Origin of the sequence: Streptomyces sp. HUAS YS2, assembly GCF_033343995.1 — a bacterium.
GTDB lineage: Bacteria > Actinomycetota > Actinomycetes > Streptomycetales > Streptomycetaceae > Streptomyces > Streptomyces solicathayae.
Genome location: NZ_CP137573.1, coordinates 7,601,944 through 7,620,442, shown reverse-complemented (window position 1 = coordinate 7,620,442; position 18,499 = coordinate 7,601,944). Strand labels below are relative to the sequence as shown.

The 18,499-nt window shown below is 72.7% G+C and carries 21 protein-coding genes; 12 read left to right on the top strand and 9 right to left on the bottom strand.

The window, feature by feature from the left end:
• Positions 1-173: 173 nt before the first annotated feature.
• On the bottom strand, positions 174-1,076 hold the full coding sequence (locus tag R2D22_RS34800; RefSeq protein WP_318109229.1) for a hypothetical protein: 903 nt from the start codon (positions 1,074-1,076) through the stop codon (positions 174-176).
• Between the two features lie 133 nt (positions 1,077-1,209).
• Between R2D22_RS34800 and R2D22_RS34795 the strand changes: the two genes are divergently transcribed.
• Complete coding sequence (locus tag R2D22_RS34795) at positions 1,210-1,371, top strand: hypothetical protein (RefSeq protein WP_318109228.1); 162 nt, start codon at positions 1,210-1,212, stop codon at positions 1,369-1,371.
• Between the two features lie 36 nt (positions 1,372-1,407).
• The gene (locus R2D22_RS34790) at positions 1,408-2,403 is read left to right on the top strand and encodes a GNAT family N-acetyltransferase (RefSeq protein WP_318109227.1); all 996 of its coding nucleotides are present in this window, start codon (positions 1,408-1,410) and stop codon (positions 2,401-2,403) included.
• 30 nt (positions 2,404-2,433) lie between these two features.
• Here the strand turns inward: R2D22_RS34790 and R2D22_RS34785 are convergent, their stop codons facing one another.
• On the bottom strand, positions 2,434-3,402 hold the full coding sequence (locus R2D22_RS34785) for a MerR family transcriptional regulator (protein ID WP_318109226.1): 969 nt from the start codon (positions 3,400-3,402) through the stop codon (positions 2,434-2,436).
• 150 nt (positions 3,403-3,552) lie between these two features.
• Between R2D22_RS34785 and R2D22_RS34780 the strand changes: the two genes are divergently transcribed.
• From R2D22_RS34780 to R2D22_RS34755, 6 genes are all read left to right on the top strand, one after another.
• Positions 3,553-4,857 (top strand): VWA domain-containing protein, encoded by a 1,305-nt coding sequence (locus R2D22_RS34780; protein ID WP_318109224.1) that lies wholly within the window; start codon positions 3,553-3,555, stop codon positions 4,855-4,857.
• Positions 4,857-5,654, top strand: coding sequence for a hypothetical protein (locus R2D22_RS34775; RefSeq protein WP_318109222.1), 798 nt, complete (start codon positions 4,857-4,859; stop codon positions 5,652-5,654). Before R2D22_RS34780 ends, R2D22_RS34775 begins: the two co-directional genes overlap by 1 nt.
• 318 nt (positions 5,655-5,972) lie before the next feature.
• The gene (locus R2D22_RS34770) at positions 5,973-6,776 is read left to right on the top strand and encodes an endonuclease I family protein (protein ID WP_318109221.1); all 804 of its coding nucleotides are present in this window, start codon (positions 5,973-5,975) and stop codon (positions 6,774-6,776) included.
• Between the two features lie 197 nt (positions 6,777-6,973).
• Entirely contained in the window at positions 6,974-8,065 is a 1,092-nt protein-coding gene (locus R2D22_RS34765) for a substrate-binding domain-containing protein (protein ID WP_318109220.1), read from the top strand.
• 69 nt (positions 8,066-8,134) lie between these two features.
• Positions 8,135-8,914 (top strand): ATP-binding cassette domain-containing protein, encoded by a 780-nt coding sequence (locus tag R2D22_RS34760; protein WP_318109219.1) that lies wholly within the window; start codon positions 8,135-8,137, stop codon positions 8,912-8,914.
• Positions 8,911-10,206, top strand: coding sequence for a sugar ABC transporter permease (locus R2D22_RS34755; protein WP_318109217.1), 1,296 nt, complete (start codon positions 8,911-8,913; stop codon positions 10,204-10,206). The genes R2D22_RS34760 and R2D22_RS34755 overlap by 4 nt, the downstream gene beginning before the upstream one ends.
• Positions 10,207-10,216: 10 nt before the next feature.
• Here the strand turns inward: R2D22_RS34755 and R2D22_RS34750 are convergent, their stop codons facing one another.
• Positions 10,217-10,837 carry a DUF6197 family protein gene (locus tag R2D22_RS34750; RefSeq protein ID WP_411977110.1) on the bottom strand — a complete coding sequence of 207 codons (621 nt, stop codon included), beginning with the start codon at positions 10,835-10,837 and terminating at the stop codon, positions 10,217-10,219.
• Positions 10,838-10,980: 143 nt separating this feature from the next.
• Here R2D22_RS34750 and R2D22_RS34745 point away from each other — a divergent pair, with 143 nt between their 5' ends.
• Together R2D22_RS34745 and R2D22_RS34740 are read left to right on the top strand one after the other, a co-directional pair.
• A complete protein-coding gene (locus R2D22_RS34745; RefSeq protein WP_318109215.1) occupies positions 10,981-11,805 on the top strand; it encodes a hypothetical protein in 825 nt (274 codons plus the stop codon).
• Positions 11,802-12,638: an isocitrate lyase/PEP mutase family protein gene (locus R2D22_RS34740; RefSeq protein ID WP_318109214.1), complete on the top strand. Its 837-nt coding sequence runs from the start codon at positions 11,802-11,804 to the stop codon at positions 12,636-12,638. The genes R2D22_RS34745 and R2D22_RS34740 overlap by 4 nt, the downstream gene beginning before the upstream one ends.
• On the opposite strand, the gene R2D22_RS34735 is transcribed toward R2D22_RS34740, so the two are convergent.
• The 6 genes from R2D22_RS34735 to R2D22_RS34710 all read right to left on the bottom strand — a co-directional run bounded on the left by R2D22_RS34735 (position 12,639) and on the right by R2D22_RS34710 (position 17,043).
• On the bottom strand, positions 12,639-12,917 hold the full coding sequence (locus tag R2D22_RS34735) for a glutaredoxin domain-containing protein (RefSeq protein ID WP_318109212.1): 279 nt from the start codon (positions 12,915-12,917) through the stop codon (positions 12,639-12,641).
• A gap of 38 nt (positions 12,918-12,955) precedes the next feature.
• Positions 12,956-13,840 carry an ATP-grasp domain-containing protein gene (locus R2D22_RS34730; RefSeq protein ID WP_318109210.1) on the bottom strand — a complete coding sequence of 295 codons (885 nt, stop codon included), beginning with the start codon at positions 13,838-13,840 and terminating at the stop codon, positions 12,956-12,958.
• 108 nt (positions 13,841-13,948) lie between these two features.
• Entirely contained in the window at positions 13,949-14,596 is a 648-nt protein-coding gene (locus R2D22_RS34725; protein ID WP_318109208.1) for an RDD family protein, read from the bottom strand.
• A 164-nt stretch (positions 14,597-14,760) separates the two neighbouring features.
• Positions 14,761-15,216, bottom strand: coding sequence for a MarR family winged helix-turn-helix transcriptional regulator (locus R2D22_RS34720; RefSeq protein WP_318110161.1), 456 nt, complete (start codon positions 15,214-15,216; stop codon positions 14,761-14,763).
• 60 nt (positions 15,217-15,276) lie between these two features.
• Positions 15,277-15,786 carry a GNAT family N-acetyltransferase gene (locus R2D22_RS34715; RefSeq protein WP_318109207.1) on the bottom strand — a complete coding sequence of 170 codons (510 nt, stop codon included), beginning with the start codon at positions 15,784-15,786 and terminating at the stop codon, positions 15,277-15,279.
• Positions 15,787-15,819: 33 nt separating this feature from the next.
• On the bottom strand, positions 15,820-17,043 hold the full coding sequence (locus tag R2D22_RS34710) for a hypothetical protein (RefSeq protein WP_318109205.1): 1,224 nt from the start codon (positions 17,041-17,043) through the stop codon (positions 15,820-15,822).
• A gap of 44 nt (positions 17,044-17,087) precedes the next feature.
• Between R2D22_RS34710 and R2D22_RS34705 the strand changes: the two genes are divergently transcribed.
• Both R2D22_RS34705 and R2D22_RS34700 read left to right on the top strand, forming a co-directional pair.
• On the top strand, positions 17,088-17,738 hold the full coding sequence (locus R2D22_RS34705) for a M15 family metallopeptidase (protein WP_318110159.1): 651 nt from the start codon (positions 17,088-17,090) through the stop codon (positions 17,736-17,738).
• Between the two features lie 9 nt (positions 17,739-17,747).
• Positions 17,748-18,473, top strand: a complete 726-nt coding sequence (locus tag R2D22_RS34700; protein WP_318109203.1) for a tyrosine-protein phosphatase — start codon at positions 17,748-17,750, stop codon at positions 18,471-18,473.
• Positions 18,474-18,499: the final 26 nt, after the last annotated feature.

Sequence of the window (18,499 nt, the reverse complement as noted above, 5' to 3'; positions counted from 1 at the left end):
GCGGGCTCCTTCGCATACTGCGTGGGGGGTGGGGGGTGGTTGGGTACAGCGGCAGTGAGCGTGCCAGCGATCGACCGCGATTGACAGGTCTGCAACAAGAATTTGACCATGACTTGTCCGTTGGGTGGCCAACAGTGTCCGGAATGCGGGGCGTTGGGTCGAGTGGGACCCCCTCAGGCGGCCGGTCCGTCGTCCGCACCGGCGCCAGGCCCCGTGCCCGGGTCCGCGTCGTCCACGTTCCAGCCCGCGGGCAGGCCGGCGCCGCAGATCGCGCACACGAAGTGCCCCTCGCGCACGACGTTGCGCTCCCGGCAGTGCGTGCAGCGCCGGAACACCACGGCGTGGGTGAAGGCGTCGGGCCGGTCGCGCCGCTCGAACCCCGCCCGGTCCAGCGCCTCGGCGATCTGTTGCCAGGAGGAGAGGTCCGGGCAGTAACCCGTGGACAGGTTGCTCACCTCGGTGACCGTCGGGCGGCCGTCCCCGGTCCGGCCGAAGGCGATCTCCCCCGCCGCGAGGACGGACCCGCCTCCCGCGCACGCGACGTGCTCGCTGCGGCGCGGGGCCAACCGGAGCAGTCCGTCCGTGCCGACGACGTACGTGTACGGCTCGTCCCACTCCGCCCGCGCGCGCCCGGCGGCCCATTCCCCGAAGTCGGCGCGCGAGGCGACGGCGTGGCCCGCAGTCGCGGCCCCCGCGCCGGCCACGAGGTCGGCGGGCCCGACGTACCGGTAGGTGCGGACCAGCGGAGTCCCGATCTCGTCCGGCCGACCGGGCCGGTGCTCCGCCACGAAGGCGTCGAAGTCGTCGCTCAGGTACGCCGGGTCGACGGGCTTCAGCCGGAGCTGCTTCCGGTCGTCCGCCGCCCACACCTCGAACGGCGTGACGGTCCCCTCGAGCGGCCAGCGGGCACCGGGCTGCGGCAGCAGGGCCATGTCCACGAAGCCGCCCACGGCGAGCCCGACGTCGACGAAGATCCCGATCGCGCCCGGCCGGGGCACCCGGACCACCGTCCCCGTCAGCAGTTGGCCGTGACGCAGCTCACGCCGGATCCGCAGCCACTCCGTGTCGGTGATCACATCGGGCAGTATCGCCCGGCAACCCGTTCTTCACGCAAGCCAGTTCGGGGTCTGTCAGTGCGGCCCCGTAGACTCGCGGTCCTCCGGACCGGCCGGCAAGGGCCGGTCGCCTGCCAGGAAGTACGCACCCACCATGAACTCGCTCGAATCCAGCGCTCCGATCTACTACCGCCTCATCAAGGAGCGGGGGGACGTGCCCGCGGAGGTGCGCCGGGCCGCCGAACAGATCCAGGCGGAGCTCGGCCGGGTCATGGTCCTCCCGCCGTTGGGCCGGTCGGCCGAGATCCGCCACTGACCCGCCGCACGACGTCGACCCACCGGAGGAGACACCTTGACCGGCCCCGTCCACCCGCCCTACCCGGTCCGCAGGGAACGGTTCGCGCTGCGTCCGGTACGCGTCGACGACCTCGACGCCGTCCACGCGCACCGCTCGCTGCCCGAGGTCGCCCGCTATCTGCCGCACGAGCCGCACACGCGGGAGATGACCGCGGACACGCTCGGGCGCGTGATCGCCGGAGAGTCGCTGGCGGAGCCCGGCAACTGGCTCGACCTGGCCGTCGAGGACGCGTCGGGGCGCGTCGTCGGCGAGGTGCTGCTCAAGCGTGACGAGCAGCCGCTGACCGGCGAGGTCGGCTTCGCGTTCCATCCGGACGTGCACGGGACGGGCATCGCGACGGAGGCGGTCGCCGTGACGCTCGACATCGCGTTCGACAGCTTCGGCTGGCGCCGCATCGTCGGCATCTGCAACGTCGAGAACACCGCCTCGGCCGCGCTGATGCGGCGCATCGGCATGCGGCACGAGGCGGTGTGGCGCAAGGAGTCCTACGCGAAGGGGCTCTGGAACAACTTCCAGCAGTTCGCTGTCCTCGACTCGGAGTGGCGTACGTCCCCGCCGCCGTCGGCGGACGAGCGGGCGATCGACGGCGTCGCGCGCGCGTTCTTCGACGCCTTCACCCGCCGGGCGGGCGAACCGGTGGACCTGAACGGGGCCCGCCGGGTGCTCGCGCCCAACGCGGTGATCGAGCGGGTCGCGGAGGACGGTGTGGTGCACCGGACGGACGTGGACGAGTTCCTCGCGCCCCGGGCGACGCTCCTGAACGGCCCGTCGCTGACGGACTTCCGCGAGGTGGAGGCCGCGCAGACGACGATCGTCGCCGGGGAGCGGGCGGTGCGGACCGCGCAGTACTTCAAGTACGGGGTGCGGGACGGCGAGGAGTTCTCCGCGTGGGGCCGGAAGGTGATGCAGCTCGCCGTGAGCGCGTCCGGCGACTGGCTCATCGAGACGCTGACCTGGACGGACGAGCCGGAACCGGCCGCGATGAGCTGACCCGCACCGGGCGTGCCCGGGCGCGGCGGCTCAGACCGCCGCCCGGGCCCGCAGCGCCGCGACGGTCCAGTGGAGGGCCGGGACCGGACTGTCCGGGGCGGCCCAGCCGTTGACGACGGCGAGCAGCCGGAGGTAGCGCTCCCGGCGTGGGTCCGCCGCCCGTTCGAGTCGGCCGAGGAGATCGGGCAGGCCGAGCAGGTCGACCGGAGCAGGGAGACCTGAGGACGCGGCGATGCGTGCCAGGACCGGCTCGGCCTCCGGCGATGCCGGGTCGATCCCGGCGGCGTGCGCCGGCCCGGCGCACGCGCGGACGGCGTGGACGAGCCCGGGCCGCGGCAGGCCGGCCGTCGATCCGTCGGACCTCTCGGCCGTCGACCCGCCCGACGTCGCGGCCCGGTCGGCCGCCTGGTCGTCGACCAGGGCGCGCAGTACGGCGCGGAACTCCGGGTCCTCCGCCAGTTCCGCGAGTTCGAGCCACGCCTCGATCTGCTCGTCGTCCGGGTCGTCGGGCAGGTCCGGGGTCATCGAACGGCGCGCGGCGGCGAGTTCGGGCACGGAGTCGGCCGGCGGGAAGGCGCTGTCGAGGAAGTCGGCGATGTGCCGGTGCCGTTCGTCCGCGGTGAGTGTGGCGAGTCGGTGCATGAGATCGGTCTCCTCAAGGGTGGAGCCGCGCCGGGCGACCGCCGTGAGCACCGCGCGCCGCGTCCGCAGGGTGCGGATCTGCGCCTCCAGGGCGGCGGCGTGGGCCGCGGCGACCTCGGGCAGTGTGGCCCTCCGGTCCACGACCTCACGGATCGTGGGCAGGTCGAGCCCCAGTTCGCGCAGGGTCCGGACGAGTGCCAGGCGCGCGAGGTCGGCGGTGCGGTAGCGGCGGTAGCCGGCCGGGCTGCGGTCGGCGGGCGGCACGATCCCGAGGTCGGACCAGTGTCGGACGGTCTTGACGGTGACCCCGGCGCGCCGGGCCAGTTCACCGATCGGGAGATACGTGTCGCCGTTCATGCGCTCACCTTTCTGTCTCCCCCTACGGGAGAGTCAATCACCCACGGACGCCCCTTCCCCCGGGTGTCTCTCGGTGCCGTTCGCGCCACCGAGCGTCGCCCGTCTCACCCCCGTTTTGGATTGTCCGACGAACATCAATACGATCCGGCGATGATCACGAAAAGACGGTGGGCGGCCAGGGTGTGCATCCTGCTCGCCGCCCTGGGCGCCGGGCTGGTCCCGGTCGGTGCGGTGGCCGGAGAGCCGACCGCGAAGGAAGCCCCCAAGGTGGAGTTGGTGCTCGACGTGAGCGGGTCCATGCGGGCCCGCGACATCGACGGGCAGTCGCGGATGGCGGCGGCGAAGCAGGCGTTCAACGAGGTCCTTGACGCGGTGCCGGACGAGGTCCAGCTCGGCATCCGCACGCTCGGCGCCGACTACCCGGGCAACGACCGCAAGCGCGGCTGCAAGGACACCCGGCAGCTGTACCCGGTCGGTCCGCTGGACCGGACCGAGGCCAAGACGGCCGTCGCGACGCTCGCGCCCACCGGCTGGACGCCGATCGGCCCCGCGCTGCTGGGTGCGGCCGAGGACCTCGAAGGCGGTGACGCGACCCGCCGGATCGTGCTCATCACCGACGGCGAGGACACCTGCGCCCCGCTCGACCCGTGCGAGGTCGCCCGCGACATCGCCGCCAAGGGCATCCATCTCGTCATCGACACGCTCGGCCTCGTGCCCGACGCGAAGACCCGGCAGCAGCTGACCTGCATCGCCGAGGCGACCGGCGGCACGTACACCACGGTCGAGCACACCGACGAACTGTCCGGCCGTGTCCGGCAGTTGGTCGACCGGGCGGCCGACCCGGTCGTCACTCCGGTGGCCACCGAGGGCGGCCGCCAGTGCGCCGGCGCGCCGCAGCTCAAGGCGGGCCTGTTCAGCGACCGCGCGTCCTTCGGCCAGCACCGCTGGTACCGGGTCGACGTGCTGCCCGGTCAGGAGCTGCGCGCCTCGGTGACAGTGTCCGCCGACCGCGCCGTCAACAACGACTACGGCGTCATGCTGCGTGCCGTGACCGTGCACGGCCGGGAGATCGTCCGTGGCTCCGAGGCCGGTCACGGTCGCACCGACGCGATCTCGACGGGCCTGCGCTATCCCAAGGCCCCGCAGGACGGCATCGACTTCGATCCGGACGAGGACGACGCGGAGGCCGCGGAGGCCGAGGCGGCGGCCGAGACGGTCTGTCTGGAGGTCTCGAACTCCTTCGCCGCGCCGCCGAGCGTGAAGAGGGCGCCCGGCATGCCGGTCGAGCTGACCGTCGACCTGGTCGACGCGCCCGACGAGGCGTCCGACGTGGCCTCGTTCGGGCTCGGCCGCGGCTGGTGGCTGCTCGGCCTGCTCGCGCTCGCCGGTCTGCTGGCCGGCCTGGTGTGGGGCTGGATCTCACGCTGGCGGATCGCCGTCTGGAGGACGAACTGATGCGTACCGTACGGCTGCTGACGGCCGCCCTCCTCAGCGGCGCCGGCCTCCTGGCCGCGGCCGCCCCGGCGGCCCTGGCCGACACCCCGACCCCGTCGGCCGACCCGAGCGCGAGCGCCCAGGCCGCCGGGCCCACGGAGGCGGGCACCACGTTCCGGACCGCCGCCGCGTTCGAGCAGGGGCAGCGGGCCACCGCCGACGCGTCCACCGGTGACTACCTGTACTGGGTGTTCCCCGCGGACGCGGGCCAGCGGACCACGGTCAAGGCCACGGTGAAGCTGCCCGAGTCCGCCGCCCGCAGCGGATCGTCGACCTGGCAGGTCGACGTCTACGACGGGCTGCGCCGCCGCCAGCCCTGCACGTACGGCATGCAGAAGCGGACAGCGGCCAAGGACACGGCCTCCGTGGACCTCTCGTGCACCCTGCGTCCGGTCCGTGCCTGGGCCGACACCTGGGCGAACGAGCCGCTGCCGGGCAGCTACTACGTCCGGCTGACCGTCACTTCCCTGCCCGAGCAGGACCTCGGCCAGCCGATCTCGGCGCAGGTCGAGGCGGTCTCCGCCGACGCGGGCGGCGCGTACGCGGTGGACGGCGCGCTGGCCGCCCCGCTGGGGCCGGCCAAGGCGGCGGCCCGCGAGGAGGAGCGGGCACTGGCCTCCGGCTGGTCGGCCGGCTGGTGGTCGGACCGCTGGATCTGGACCGCGGCGGGCGGGCTGCTCGGCGCGCTCGCCGGTATCGCCGGATACACGCTGACGCGCGGTCGCGGCCGCCCGTCCCGCGTGCCTCCGGCCGTCTGACGACCCGACAGCGATCGTCCGGCATCGAACGCAGGACCGGGGCCCGGGGTGACGCGTACGGCAACAGCCGTGTCACCCCGGGCCCTTCCGCGTACGGCGGCGGAACCCGCCTCCCTCGTCCGCCCGGTGGCGCCCCCGGTGACCGCGCGGGGGCGCGCGTACCCGAGACCGTCACAGAAAATCCTTTCCCCGGTTACACGCCCGGCCCCTCGGCCGTGCGACTCTCCCGACTGCAGGTAGTCAACACGCGTAGATCACGGCACGGTCGAGCCCCGTGCCGCGGTCCTCGCCCGCCACCCCGGGAAAGGGGCACCCCCCATGTCCGTTGCTCAGATACGCCGTTGGAAGGCGTGGGCGGCCACCGTCTCCGCCGCCCTCGTCGCCGTGACGCTCCCGACGGTCGTCGCGACCCCCGCGAGCGCCACGACCACCGCGTACGACAGCACGTACTACAAGAACGCGATCGGCAAGACCGGTCCGGCGCTGAAGTCCTCGCTGCACACGATCATCGGCAGCCAGAGCCGGATCTCGTACGACGCGGTCTGGAACGCGCTGAAGGTCACCGACCAGGACCCGAACAACAGCGCCAACGTCATCCTGCTCTACAGCGGGATCTCGCGGAGCAAGAGTCTCAACGGGGGCGACGTGGGCGACTGGAACCGTGAGCACGTGTGGGCCCAGTCGCACGGGAACTTCGGCACCTCCGCCGGCCCCGGCACCGACCTGCACCACCTGCGCGCGTGCGACGTCCAGGTCAACAGCACCCGGGGCAACAAGGACTGGGACTTCGGCGGCAGCGCGGTCAGCGGCGCGCCCGGCAGCTACACGGACAGCAACTCCTTCGAGCCCCGCGACGCGGACAAGGGCGACGTGGCCCGGATGATCCTGTACATGGCCGTCCGCTACGAGGGCGACGACGCCTGGGCCGACCTGGAGCCGAACGAGTCGTCCACCAACGGCAGCATCCCCTTCCACGGCCGTCTCTCGGTCCTGAAGCAGTGGAACGAGCAGGACCCGCCGAGCGCCTTCGAGGAGCGTCGCAACGACCTCATCTACGGCACGTACCAGCACAACCGCAATCCGTTCATCGACCACCCGGAGTGGGTCGAGGCCATCTGGTAGCAGGAGGGCGCCGGTGACCTGCTGTCGAGCGGTCCGTCACGGACGGGCAGCTCGGCGGCGGGCCCACGCGCCCGGGTGCCGCGTCACCCGCTTGCCGGTCTCCGGGTTGCCGCTAGGGTCGATATATAGGCCACATGTGCATCCTCGGTTCCCACGCTCACGAGGCGAAGGGGGAGGACGTACGGAAGGAGCCTCCCATGACCCGCATATTGCGAGGCGCGATCGCCCTGGCCGGAGCCACGGCACTCTCCCTCGGCGCGGTGGCGACGGTCGGTGCGGCCCAGTCGAGCGCGGGGAACTCGGCACAGGGTGACATCCGGATCGGTCTGCTGCTCCCGGAGAGCAAGACGACCCGGTACGAGGAGTTCGACCGGCCCTACATCGAGGACAAGATCAAGGAGCTGGCGCCCGACGCGCAGATCGACTACTACAACGCGGCCGAGAGCGCCACGACCCAGCAACAGCAGGTGAACACGGCACTCGCCAAGGGCGACCAGGTCCTCATCCTGGATGCCGTGGACGCCAAGTCGATCCAGTCCTCCGTGGAGAAGGCCAACGACGCGGGCGTGAAGGTCGTTGCGTACGACCGCCTCGCGCAGGGCCCCGTCGACGCGTACGTCTCGTACGACAACCACAAGGTGGGCGAGCTGCAGGGCAAGGCACTCCTCGACGCGCTCGGCGACAAGGCCGACAGCGGTCAGATCGTGATGCACAACGGGTCGCCGACCGACCCGAACGCGGCGGAGTTCAAGGCCGGCGCGCACTCGGTCCTGGACGGCAAGGTGAAGATCGGCAAGGAGTACGACACGCCGAACTGGGACCCGAACAACGCCAACCAGCAGATGTCCGGCGCCATCAGCGCCCTGGGCAAGGACAACATCGTCGGTGTGTACTCGGCCAATGACGGACTGGCCGCGGGCATCTCCACCGCGCTCAAGGCAGCCGGCATGAGCGTGCCGCTGACCGGCCAGGACGCCCAGCTCGACGCGATCCAGCGCATCCTGCTCGGCACCCAGACGATCACGGTCGAGAAGCCGTACAAGCCCGAGGCGGACATCGCCGCCACGATGGCGGTCGACCTCGCCGAGGGCAAGAAGCTCCCCGCCGACCTGACCCCCGTCACGGTGACGAGCGGCAGCGGCGACAAGGTCCCGGCCACGCTGCTCGTTCCGCGGGTCGTCGACAAGGACAACATCAAGGACACGGTCGTGAAGGACGGGCTGTACACGGTCGACGAGATCTGCACGCCGGCCTATGAGGCGGCCTGCAAGGAGGCCGGTCTCGAGTAGCCGCCAGGCGTTCTATCCCGGTGGGGCGGAGCGGCCCGCTTGAGCGGGCGAGCGGAGGAGGCGGTTCCTTTGCCGGAATCACCTGTGCTCGAACTGCGGGGGATCTCCAAGCGGTTCGGCGCCGTCCAGGCGCTGAAGGACTTCGATCTCGAGGTCCACACCGGCGAGGTCGTGGCGCTCGTCGGTGACAACGGCGCCGGCAAATCCACTGCCGTCAAGGCGATCGCCGGGGTGAACCCGCCCGACGAGGGCGTGATCGAGTGGCAGGGACGTCCGGTCTCCATCGACCGGCCGCACGACGCCCAGAACCTGGGCATCGCGACCGTCTACCAGGACCTCGCCCTGTGCGACAACCTCGATGTGGTCGGCAACCTGTTCCTCGGCCGTGAGCTGCGCCGCTTCGGGATCCTGGACGAGGTCCGCATGGACCAGCGGGCCCGGGAGCTGCTGGACACCCTGTCCATCCGTATCCCCAGCGTCCGCATCCCCGTCGCCTCGCTCTCCGGCGGTCAGCGGCAGACGGTGGCGATCGCCCGCTCGCTGATCGGCGCGCCGAAGGTCGTCATCCTCGACGAGCCGACCGCCGCTTTGGGCGTGGAGCAGACCGCCGAGGTCCTCGACCTGGTGGAACGGCTCCGCGACCAGGGCCTGGGCACGATTCTGATCAGCCACAACATGGTGGACGTGATGGCGGTCGCCGACCGGATCGCCGTCATGCGGCTCGGCCGGAACAACGGCTTCTTCGACAAACGGGCCACCACCACCGAGGAGATCATCTCCGCCATCACCGGGGCCACCGACAGCGCCGTGACGCGTCGCCAGGCCCGTAAGCGGGAGGAGGAGCGATGAGCCACGACCGAGGCCGCTCCGACGCCTCCGGCACCCCCGAGGACGAGGTCCAGGAACCGGCGCCGGGCGCGGTGCCCGCCGTCGACACCCGCCTGATCGTGCGCGAGGAGGGCATCAAGGGGTACCTCGGGGAGTTCCGCCGCAAGCTGCGCAGCGGCGAGCTCGGGTCCCTCCCGGTGGTGCTCGCGGTGATCATCATCTGGACCGTGTTCGGCAGCCTGAACAGCACGTTCCTCTCGGCGCAGAACCTGTCTGACCTCAGCCAGCAGATCGTCGGCACCGGCATGATCGCCATCGGTATCGTCTTCGTGCTGCTGCTCGGCGAGATCGACCTGTCGGTCGGTTCGGTGAGCGGTCTGTGCGCCGCGATCTTCGCCGTGCTCAACGTCCTGAACGGCATGAACGAGTGGCTGGCGCTGCTGATCGCGATCGGCGGCGGTGCGGTCGTCGGCCTCATCCAGGGCTTCTTCTTCGCGAAGGTCGGTGTGCCGGCCTTCGTGGTGACGCTGGCCGGAAACCTCGCCTGGAACGGGCTGATGCTGCAGGTGCTCGGCAGCAGCGGGACGGTGAACATCCCCAGCGAGAGCATCGTCTCCAAGCTCTACTCGACGATCTACCACAGCCCTGCCGCCGCCTATGTGACCGCGGCGGTCGGAACGGGTCTGTTCCTGGCGGCCTCGCTCCTGGACGCCCGGCGCCGTCAGGCGGCCAGGGTGCCGTCCCGGCCGATCGCGGAGATCGTGCTGCGTACGGTCGTCATCGGCGCGATCGCCTTCGCCACCGCCTACATCCTCAACCAGTACCAGGGCCTGCCGCTGGCCCTGCTGATCTTCCTGATCGTGCTGGTGGTCCTGGACTTCGTCCTGCGGCGCACCACCTACGGCCGGCGGATCTTCGCGGTGGGCGGCAACATCGAGGGGGCACGCCGCGCGGGCATCAGCGTGCCGTTCGTCCGGATGACCGTGTTCTCCATCGCGGGGACCATGGCGGCGGTCGGCGGAATCTTCCTGGCCGGGCAGATCCAGTCCGCGAGCCAGACCTCCGGCGGCGGAAACCTGCTGATGAACGTGATCGCGGCGGCCGTCATCGGCGGTACGAGCCTGTTCGGCGGGCGCGGCACGGTCTGGTCGGCCCTGCTGGGCGCGCTGGTGATCGGCTCGATCCAGTCGGGCATGAACATCATGGGCGTCAGCAATGCCGTCCAGTTCATGATCACGGGATCGGTCCTGCTGGCCGCCGTGGTGGTCGACTCGCTGTCCCGCAGGACCCAGAAGGCCGCGGGACGCGCCTGACCGGATGTGCCTATTGGCCCGCGTGCGCCGCCCGGCGGATCGTGGCGTCGACGAGGGCCAGGGCTTCGGCGGCGGTACGTCCCTGGGCCCTGTTCCAGGGCCCGATGAGGCCCGTCCAGCCCTGGGCGCGCAGTTCGGTGACGATCCAGGCGGCGGCCCGGTTCATCGTGTCGGCGCTGCCGTAACCGAGCCGGTGCGCGGTGAGCAGGGCGCCGCAGACGCAGCGGGCGCCGCGCGTGTCGCGGAGTTTGTACGGCCGGTTCTGCCAGCCCCATTCGACCAGGACCCGACGGGCGTAGCCGAGGTGCGTGGAGGGCCGCAGGTCGGCCTGGCCGATGCGGCGCCAGGCGTGCAGGCGGTCCGGCAAGATCGCGCCGAGCCGCCCCGGCAGCGGCCGTTCGGCGGGCGGCTCGGGCGGGAGCGAGTCGAGGGCCGTGGCGACGAGTCGGTCCACGGGGACGGAGAGCAGGGCGCGCCAGTCGGAGGGAGCCCGAGTGGGCGCGGGAGGCGTCGGCGTGCGGGGAAGGGGGGCGGGCGCGGTGAGGTCCCAGTGGGCGACGAGTTCCTGCCAGGCGGCGGAGTCGTACAGGGCGGCCGCTTCGCGGTCGAGGGCGTCCGTCGTCGTGGACACGAGACCTCCATGAGAGTTAATTCCCATTACTGGAGGAATGTCGGCTTTGCCGGGTCCGTACTTGAGTGCCGACTCCCGGTGCGTACCGGCCCGCGGCGACGTTTCGGCGCTCGCCGAACGATCTCGGGCCTACCGTCGTCGGCATGACCTCCTCCCCCACGACGCTCCGCGTCGACGCCGCCGCCGACGTGCGCGCCGTGCTCGCCGACCCCCGCTTCGCCGTGCCGGACGCCGCGGTCGGCGACGCGCCGCCGGGTACGCTGCGGTGGTTGCGGCAGGCCGTGCCCCGGTTCAGCAACGGCCCCGTGCACGCCCGCCGGCGCGCGGCGGCCGAGGCGCTGCTGGCCTCGCCGGCGCTGGCCCCGCAGCGGCTACGGGAGGCGGCCCGGCGACGGGCCGCCCGGACCCCGGCCGACGACGTCCCGTACGTACCGGTCGCGGTCCTGGCCGCCGCGCTGGGCGTTCCGGAGCCGGACCTCGCCACCGCCGTGGCCGCGACCCGTCGGGTCGCGGCCGCCTATCAGCCCGGCGCGTCGGAGGCGGCGGTGGCGGCGGCCGACGGCAGCGTGGCCACGCTGCTCGGTCTGCTCCCGGCCGCCGATCCGGAGCGGGCCGCGCTGCTGATCTGCCTGCTGGTGCAGGCGTGCGACGCGACGGCGGGCCTCGTCCGCGCCGCAGCGTCCGCGCGGGACGGCCGGACGCTCGTGGACGCGCTGGTCGCCGAGACCCTGCATCGCGAGCCGCCCGTCCGCGCGACGCGGCGCGAGGCGCTCGCGGACGCGGTGGTCGGCGGCTGCCCGGCCGCCCGCGGAACCACGCTGCTGCTGGATCTCACGGCCTCCGCACCCGGCCTGGATCCGCTGCCCTTCGGGCACGGCCCGCGCCCCTGTCCCGGCTCCGCGCAGGCGCTCGCCCTCGCCTGCGGAGCCCTCGATGCCACCTCCACCGCAGAAGGACGCACCGCATGAACGACACGAACGCCGCAGCCCGTTTCGACGAGTTCCGTGCCCTGCACCGGTCCGGCGCGCCGCTGGTCCTGCCCAACGCCTGGGACCACGCGTCCGCGGCCGCGCTGGTCGCGGCCGGCTTCCGGGCCGTCGGCACGACCAGTCTCGGCGTCGCGGCGGCGGCCGGGAAGCCGGACGCGACGGGCGACACCCGCGCGGAGACACTGGCCCTGGCCCGTGGCCTGAGCCGGCTCGACGCGTTCGTCAGCGTGGACATCGAGGGCGGGTTCGCCCACGACCCGGCCGAGGTCGGCGCGCTGGCCGCCGAACTCGCGGCGCTCGGCGTGGTCGGAGTCAACCTGGAGGACGGGCGCCCGGACGGCTCGCTCACCGAGCTGGACCATCAGTGCGCGGTGATCCGCGCGGTGAAGGCGACAGCCCCCGCGCTCTTCCTCAACGCGCGGACGGACACGTACTGGCTCGCGGGCCCGGGCGGCACCGAGGAGACCGAGGCCCGTGTCCTGGCGTACCAGGAGGCCGGTGCCGACGGCGTGTTCGTGCCCGCCCTGCAGGAGCCGACCGTGATCTCCGCGCTCGTCTCGACCCTCCAGGTCCCGTTGAACGTCCTGTACTCCCCCGCCGGCCCCGCCGTGCCGGAGCTCGCTCGGCTCGGCGTGCGCCGCGTCAGCACCGGTTCGCTGCTGTTCCGTTCGGCGCTGCACGCCGCCGTCTCCACGGCCCGGTCCGTCGCGGCGGGGACGCCCCCGGCCACGGAGGGCCTGCCGGGCTACGCCGAAGCCGCCGCACTCGCGGACGCGTTCACGGACGCGGGCAGGGGTGGCCCCGGCGCATAGTCAGCGGCGGCGCAGAGCCTGGGGCGCGTACTGCTCGACGGCCTCGCGCAGTTGCCGCATCGACGGGTTCACCAGCGGCCGCCCGGCGACGGTCACCGTCGGCACGGTCTCGAACCCACCGGCGACCGAGCGGACGAACGCGGCAGCGTCCGGGTCCCGCCAGATGTTCACGCGCCTCAGCCGCAGCCGGCTGAAGAGCAGACGGAAGCGGAGCCTGATGCAGAACGTGCACAGCGGCCGCCAGTACAGCACCACGCCCTCCGTGTCGGCACCGCTCATCGTTCCCTCTTCCACCGAAACACTCCTCACGGGCCAGTCTACGGCCGGGCGCCGAGGAGCAGGCTCGGCAGGAGGCCGGGGTCGGTCGCCGGGTGGGCGTCGCTGACCTGGCCGTCGCCGACCTCCACCACCCGCCACACGCCGTCGGTGCGCCGCGCCAGATCGGTGGTGACGAAGCGGCAGCCGAGCCGGGCCACGGCGTCGGCGATCCGGGCGAGTTCGGGAGCGGGCACCGGGTCCGGGTCGTGCGCGGCGGGGCCGTCCGGGTGGGCGGTGACCAGCCGGGGCGCTCCGTCCAGCCACCAGACCCGCAGTTCGGTGGCGGCGGAGACGGGCTTCTCGTACAACTCGAAGGCGCGCAGCACGATCCCGCCGGCGAGCCACTCGCCCTGGAGCTCGGTGAACCTCCCGACGACCCGCGCGAGTTCCGCCGGGTCGTGCAGGTCGGGTACGTAACAGGCCTCGTCCCACTCGTGCTTGCGCGACTTGACATAGTCCTTCACGATGCCCGGTCCGGGCGGGAGGCGGCGCGCGAGGGCGGCCACGTCGACACCAAGTGCACCCTCTTCGGTCCACGCGCCGGCCGGGGTCAGCTCGGCGAACTCCCGGTACCAGCCCGGCAGTTCATGGGCGGCGCGATACCGGTCCGGCGTGACGATCAGCGGGGCTCCCCGCCTCGCCAGCTCACGGGCGAGGTCGCGGTAGCGGTCGACGGGGATCATCCAGCCGCGGTACCAGCACGGCCCGGAGCCCTCGGGCACGTGGGCGACGGCCCGCTGCGCGTCGCCGCGCAGCAGCGCGTCGTGGTCGACGAGGGCGCGCGTGCCGCCCTGTGCGCGGACTTCGCGGGCCTCGGCCGCGAAGTGGCCGTCGGCCCGGCGGTCGTGGAGAGGGTCGGCGCAGTACAGGACGGTCGGCGGCATACGGCCACTCTACGGAGCGGCGGGTGCACGACGAGGCCGGGGCCTCCCGCGGTGAGCGGGCGAGGCCCCGGCCTCGTCGATGACGGCCGGTCGCGCGGTACGCGTGCGTCAGCCGCGGTTCGCCTTGACGACGACGGTGCTGCACACCTTGTCGGCGAAGGTCTGGTTCTTCTCGTCCCACAGCGGCCACAGCCAGCCGATGTAGCAGGCCATGCCGTCGAGGATGTGCGCGATCTTGCGGACCAGGGCGAACCCGAAGCCCAGGACACGGCCGTCGGCCTCGCGGTGCAGGCTGATGCCGAGGACCTTCTTGCCGATCGTCTGACCGGTGGAGCCCTCCCTGTACAGCTGGAAGAAGCCCATGCCGATCGCGTACACCACGCCGATGAAGAAGATGGCGCCGGGCTCGCCGTTGTCGCTCATGGCGAGGTTGATGAAGCCCAGGGCGTACATCGGGCCGATGATGATCAGCATGTCCAGCAGGTGGGCGCCGACGCGCTGGCCCCAGTGGGCCAGCTCCGGCATGCCGCCGCCGGGCGCACCGGGCATGCCGGGCGCCGGCGGGTAAGCGCCGTAGGGCTGCTGGGGCTGGCCCTGCTGCGGGTAGCCGTACTGCGGCGGCACGCCCTGCGGGGCCTGCTGCGGGTGGCCGTACCCCTGCTGCCCCTGCGGCGGCTGCTGCGCCGGGTAGCCGTAGCCGGGCTGACCCTGCGGCTGCTGCTGGTTGTACGGGTTGTTCGGGTCGCCAAAGCTCACGGCGAATGACCCTCCGTCGGATTGTGGGGACGTGACGGCCCGGGCGCGAAGGTGCGCCTGCAAGCGGTGAGGACCGTGGCGGCCGCCATTGCGCGGATCATCGTCGTGGCAAGGTCAACTCTTTGTCCAATCGGATGTCCGTCGCATTGTTTGCAGAAGGAACATCAGTGGGGCGTGCCGGACGGCCCGTCGTCCGGGTCGGCGAAGACCGCGGGCACGTCGTTGTCCTCGACGACCCGGCCCAAAAGGCCCACCAGCGTGTCGCGCTCGGCGTCGCCGAGACCCGCGGGCAACTGCTCGATGCGCCGGCAGGTCTCCGTGTAGAACTCCTCCGCGAGACCGGCGCCCTCCTCGGTGAGCGCGACCCGGACCGCCCGGCCGTCCACCGGGTCCGCCTCGCGCCGGATCAGCCCGCGGCGGGCGCTGCGGTCGACGAGCCCCGTCAGGCTGGACTTCGCGAGCCCCAGCATCGCGCCCAGCTCGCCCATCCCGTACGGCTGCGCCATCAGCACGCAGAGGAGCTGCCCCTGCTGCGCGGTCAGCCCGAACTCCCGGGCCGACTCTCCGTACACCGCGTTCACGAGGAACGAGGACCGCACCAGCGCGGTGGCGACACCCATCCGCCCGTCGTCGTTCTTGGCCATCGGGCCAGGGTACGGCAGCGCGGAACGCGCGGCGGATCAGGCTGCCGCGTGCGGGGCGGGCGGCTCGGTGAGGGCAAGCGTGTAGGACGTGCCCGGGCGGCCGTCGAGGACGATGTCGGCGACGGGCACGAAGCCGACGCGGCTCAGAACGGCGCGCGAGCCGGGGTTGTCGAGGGTGGTCTCCGCGCGGAGCAGGGCCAGCCCGTACGCGGTCCGGGCCAGCTCGGCCAGTTCGCGAACGGCGGCGGTGGCCAGGCCGTGACCGCTCGCCTTCTCGGCGATGCGGTAGCCGAGTTCCGCGGCACCGTCCTCGACGTCGACGAGGTTGACGCGCCCGAGGACCTCGCCGTCCTCGGCGACGAGCACGTGGAAGTGGATCCGGCCCGTGGCCTGCTCGTCGAGCCGCGCCTGGTGCTGAGCCCCGAACTCCGCGAAGTACGCGTCGCCACGGTCGGGTACGGAGCGCGCGAAGTACGCCCGGTTCTCCTCCTCGAAGGCGAGCAGGGCGGGGGCGTGGTCGGCGCGCAGGCGCTGGAGCTCGGGCATGCCGGGAGCGTACGACTTCGAGTGCGCTCCAGGTCAAGGAGACGGGAGAGGGACCGGTTCGTGGGGTGCTGAGGCATGGTGCAAATGGGCCGCGGCGGTCAGCCCGTGCTCGTCGAGCGCCTCGGCAACGAGCACGGCGGCACGGTCGAGGTCGTCACGGACGAGGACGTCGAGGACCGTGTGGTCGCTGCCGCCGCCGGCGATCTCGGTGCGTCCCAGGCCCGCCTTCCTGAGCGCGCCGTCGAGCGCCTCGGCGAGGTCGACGACGGGGTCCGGGGTGGTAATGCGGAGCGCGAGGTCCCAGGAGCGCGCCTCGGTCAGCGGGCTCCGGCCGAACCAGCGCTTCGCCACGGTGCCGTACGGAAGTCCGGCGAGGGTCTCCACGGCCCAGCACGCCTCCGCACGGCTCGCGGGCTCGGTGAGGGCGCGCAGGAGGACGGGCTGCGCGTAGCCGGCCGCGCGCAGCGCCTCGGCCAAGGGCCCGAGGGCGCTGTGCCCGCGTCGGGACGCGGCGCGCTGGAGGGCCTCGCGGACGGCGGGGTCGGACAGCGCGGGGTGCCGGACGGCGGCGGCGACGTGCTCCTCGGCCTCGGCCAGGAGGGCGGACCAGGCGGCGAAGGGGAAGGCCGTGGATTCCGGGGCGCGCAGGGTGTACGGCGCGGCCGTGCCGCTCTCCCCCTGCTCGGCCAGGGCCGGCACGCCGTCGGGGCCCGGGATCCACGCGAGACCGGTCCCGCGCGGGTCGTGCGCCTCGAACCAGTCGCGGGTCTCCGGCCGCACCCCGCGTCCCTTGCGCGGCCGTACCAGCCCGAAGGCGGCGTCCAGGTACGGGACGACGACGTCGAGTGCGTCGCTCTCGTCCAGGACGACGAAGCGGGCGAGCAACGCGAGGACCGGGCCGGGGTGGCGCGTTTCCGGGTCGTGCAGCGCGAACGCCCGTGCCAAGAGGTCGAGTTCGGTCCAGCGCATGACGTGCGGGTGGAAGTGGGCCCGGTCGTCCCAGCCGAGCTCCACGGGCTCGGCGGCGCCGGGTACGGACAGCCCGAGCTCCACGGACTCGGCGCCGAGATCGACGTCGAGCACGAGCTCGTATCCGCCTCCGCACCCGAGGGATCCGCGCGCCGAGGCCTCGACGTCCCCGTCGTCGTCGCCTCCGTCCTCGTCCTCGTCCTCGTCCTCGTCCTCGTCCTCGAAGAGATGGACGGGCCAGAAACCCGGCTCCGCCACGAGAGCCGTCAACGCGCCGGAGAGAGCCATGGGGGCACCCTAACCAGGGAGGGCCGATGAGCGATGATGACCCGATGAACGAGATCATCCTCATGTCCGATCCGCGGGTGGCCGGGCTTCCGGTGAAGGAGTGCGGCGAGCCGCTGGTCGACGTCCGGCAGGACGGCTTGCTCCTCGTCGACCTGCGCAAACAGGACCCCGCCGACGCCTTCTCGCTGCTGCGGGAGGGCGTCCTGCGCCGGCTCCGCGACGCGCAGGACGCGCTGCCGGGCGGGCTGCGGCTGCTGTTCGTCGAGGGGTACCGTCCGCCCTCGCTCCAGCGGAGGTACTTCGAGGAGTACGGCGCCCAGCTCCGGGCGGGCCGGCCGGACTGGTCGGACGAGCAGGTGCACACCATGGCGAGCCGCTACGTCTCCCCGCCCGAGATCGCGCCGCACAGCGCCGGCGCCGCGGTCGACCTGACGCTCGCCGACGCGGAAGGCCGCGAACTCGACCTCGGCACCCGGGTGAACGCGGACCCGGAGGAGAGCGACGGGGCGTGCTACACCGGCGCCGAGAACATCACCGAGGAGGCCCGCGCGAACCGCGCGATCCTGGGCGCGGCCCTCGGCGCCGCGGGGCTGGTCAACTACCCCACCGAGTGGTGGCACTGGTCGTACGGTGACCGCTACTGGGCGATGTCCACCGGCGCCCCCGCCGCGCTGTACGGCCCGTACGAGCTCTAGGGTGAGCTGATGCGACGACACATCTCCTTCGAGAACCTGCACAACTTCCGTGACCTGGGCGGTTATCCGACCGCCGACGGCCGCACCGTCCGGTGGGGCCGGCTTTACCGGTCGGACTCGTTGGGGAAGCTGGTGGGCGAGGACTGGGACCGGTTCCTGGAGTTGGACGTCCGCACGGTGATCGACCTTCGGTACCCGTGGGAGATCGAGGCGAAGGGACGGGTCCCGGAGGCGTCGGGACTCGCGTACGCGAACCTCAGCATCGAGCACCGCCCGTACGACCAGGCGGAGATCGACCCCGACCTCGACCCCTGGCGCCACCTCGCCGACCGGTACGCCGAGGTCGCCCTCGACGGCGCGGCCGAGCTGCGGCAGGCCCTGGAGCTGATCGCCGACGGCGACGGCCCGCAGGTCTTCCACTGCGCCTCGGGCAAGGACCGCACGGGCCTCCTCGCCGCACTCGTCCTGCACCTCCTCGGCGTCGACGAGGACACCGTCGCCGCGGACTTCGCGCTCACCGAGCTGGCGACGGACCGTCTGGTGGCCGACTGGCGGGCCGCCCACCCCACCCGCACCCTCCGCTGGCCCTCCTACGGCCGCGCCCCGGAGGCCGTCATCCGCCTCTTCCTGGCCGATCTGACCACGACGTACGGCTCGGTCGAGGGCTACGTCCACGACCACCTGGGCATCGACCCCGAGGTGATCGCCCGGCTCCGCGAGCAGCTCCTCGCCTGACCCCGCGGTACGGGCCACTCCCGGAC

Bases quoted from the DNA above. Each gene is read 5' to 3' on its own strand.
- R2D22_RS34710 (WP_318109205.1), bottom strand. From the start codon at position 17,043: ATGGCTCTCTCCGGCGCGTTGACGGCTCTCGTGGCGGAGCCGGGTTTC.
- R2D22_RS34775 (WP_318109222.1), top strand. From the start codon at position 4,857: ATGCGTACCGTACGGCTGCTGACGGCCGCCCTCCTCAGCGGCGCCGGC.
- R2D22_RS34785 (WP_318109226.1), bottom strand. From the start codon at position 3,402: ATGAACGGCGACACGTATCTCCCGATCGGTGAACTGGCCCGGCGCGCC.
- R2D22_RS34765 (WP_318109220.1), top strand. From the start codon at position 6,974: ATGACCCGCATATTGCGAGGCGCGATCGCCCTGGCCGGAGCCACGGCA.
- R2D22_RS34730 (WP_318109210.1), bottom strand. From the start codon at position 13,840: ATGCCGCCGACCGTCCTGTACTGCGCCGACCCTCTCCACGACCGCCGG.
- R2D22_RS34735 (WP_318109212.1), bottom strand. From the start codon at position 12,917: ATGAGCGGTGCCGACACGGAGGGCGTGGTGCTGTACTGGCGGCCGCTG.
- R2D22_RS34780 (WP_318109224.1), top strand. From the start codon at position 3,553: ATGATCACGAAAAGACGGTGGGCGGCCAGGGTGTGCATCCTGCTCGCC.
- R2D22_RS34740 (WP_318109214.1), top strand. From the start codon at position 11,802: ATGAACGACACGAACGCCGCAGCCCGTTTCGACGAGTTCCGTGCCCTG.
- R2D22_RS34755 (WP_318109217.1), top strand. From the start codon at position 8,911: ATGAGCCACGACCGAGGCCGCTCCGACGCCTCCGGCACCCCCGAGGAC.
- R2D22_RS34720 (WP_318110161.1), bottom strand. From the start codon at position 15,216: ATGGGTGTCGCCACCGCGCTGGTGCGGTCCTCGTTCCTCGTGAACGCG.
- R2D22_RS34700 (WP_318109203.1), top strand. From the start codon at position 17,748: ATGCGACGACACATCTCCTTCGAGAACCTGCACAACTTCCGTGACCTG.
- R2D22_RS34795 (WP_318109228.1), top strand. From the start codon at position 1,210: ATGAACTCGCTCGAATCCAGCGCTCCGATCTACTACCGCCTCATCAAG.
- R2D22_RS34770 (WP_318109221.1), top strand. From the start codon at position 5,973: ATGTCCGTTGCTCAGATACGCCGTTGGAAGGCGTGGGCGGCCACCGTC.
- R2D22_RS34745 (WP_318109215.1), top strand. From the start codon at position 10,981: ATGACCTCCTCCCCCACGACGCTCCGCGTCGACGCCGCCGCCGACGTG.
- R2D22_RS34705 (WP_318110159.1), top strand. From the start codon at position 17,088: ATGAACGAGATCATCCTCATGTCCGATCCGCGGGTGGCCGGGCTTCCG.
- R2D22_RS34715 (WP_318109207.1), bottom strand. From the start codon at position 15,786: ATGCCCGAGCTCCAGCGCCTGCGCGCCGACCACGCCCCCGCCCTGCTC.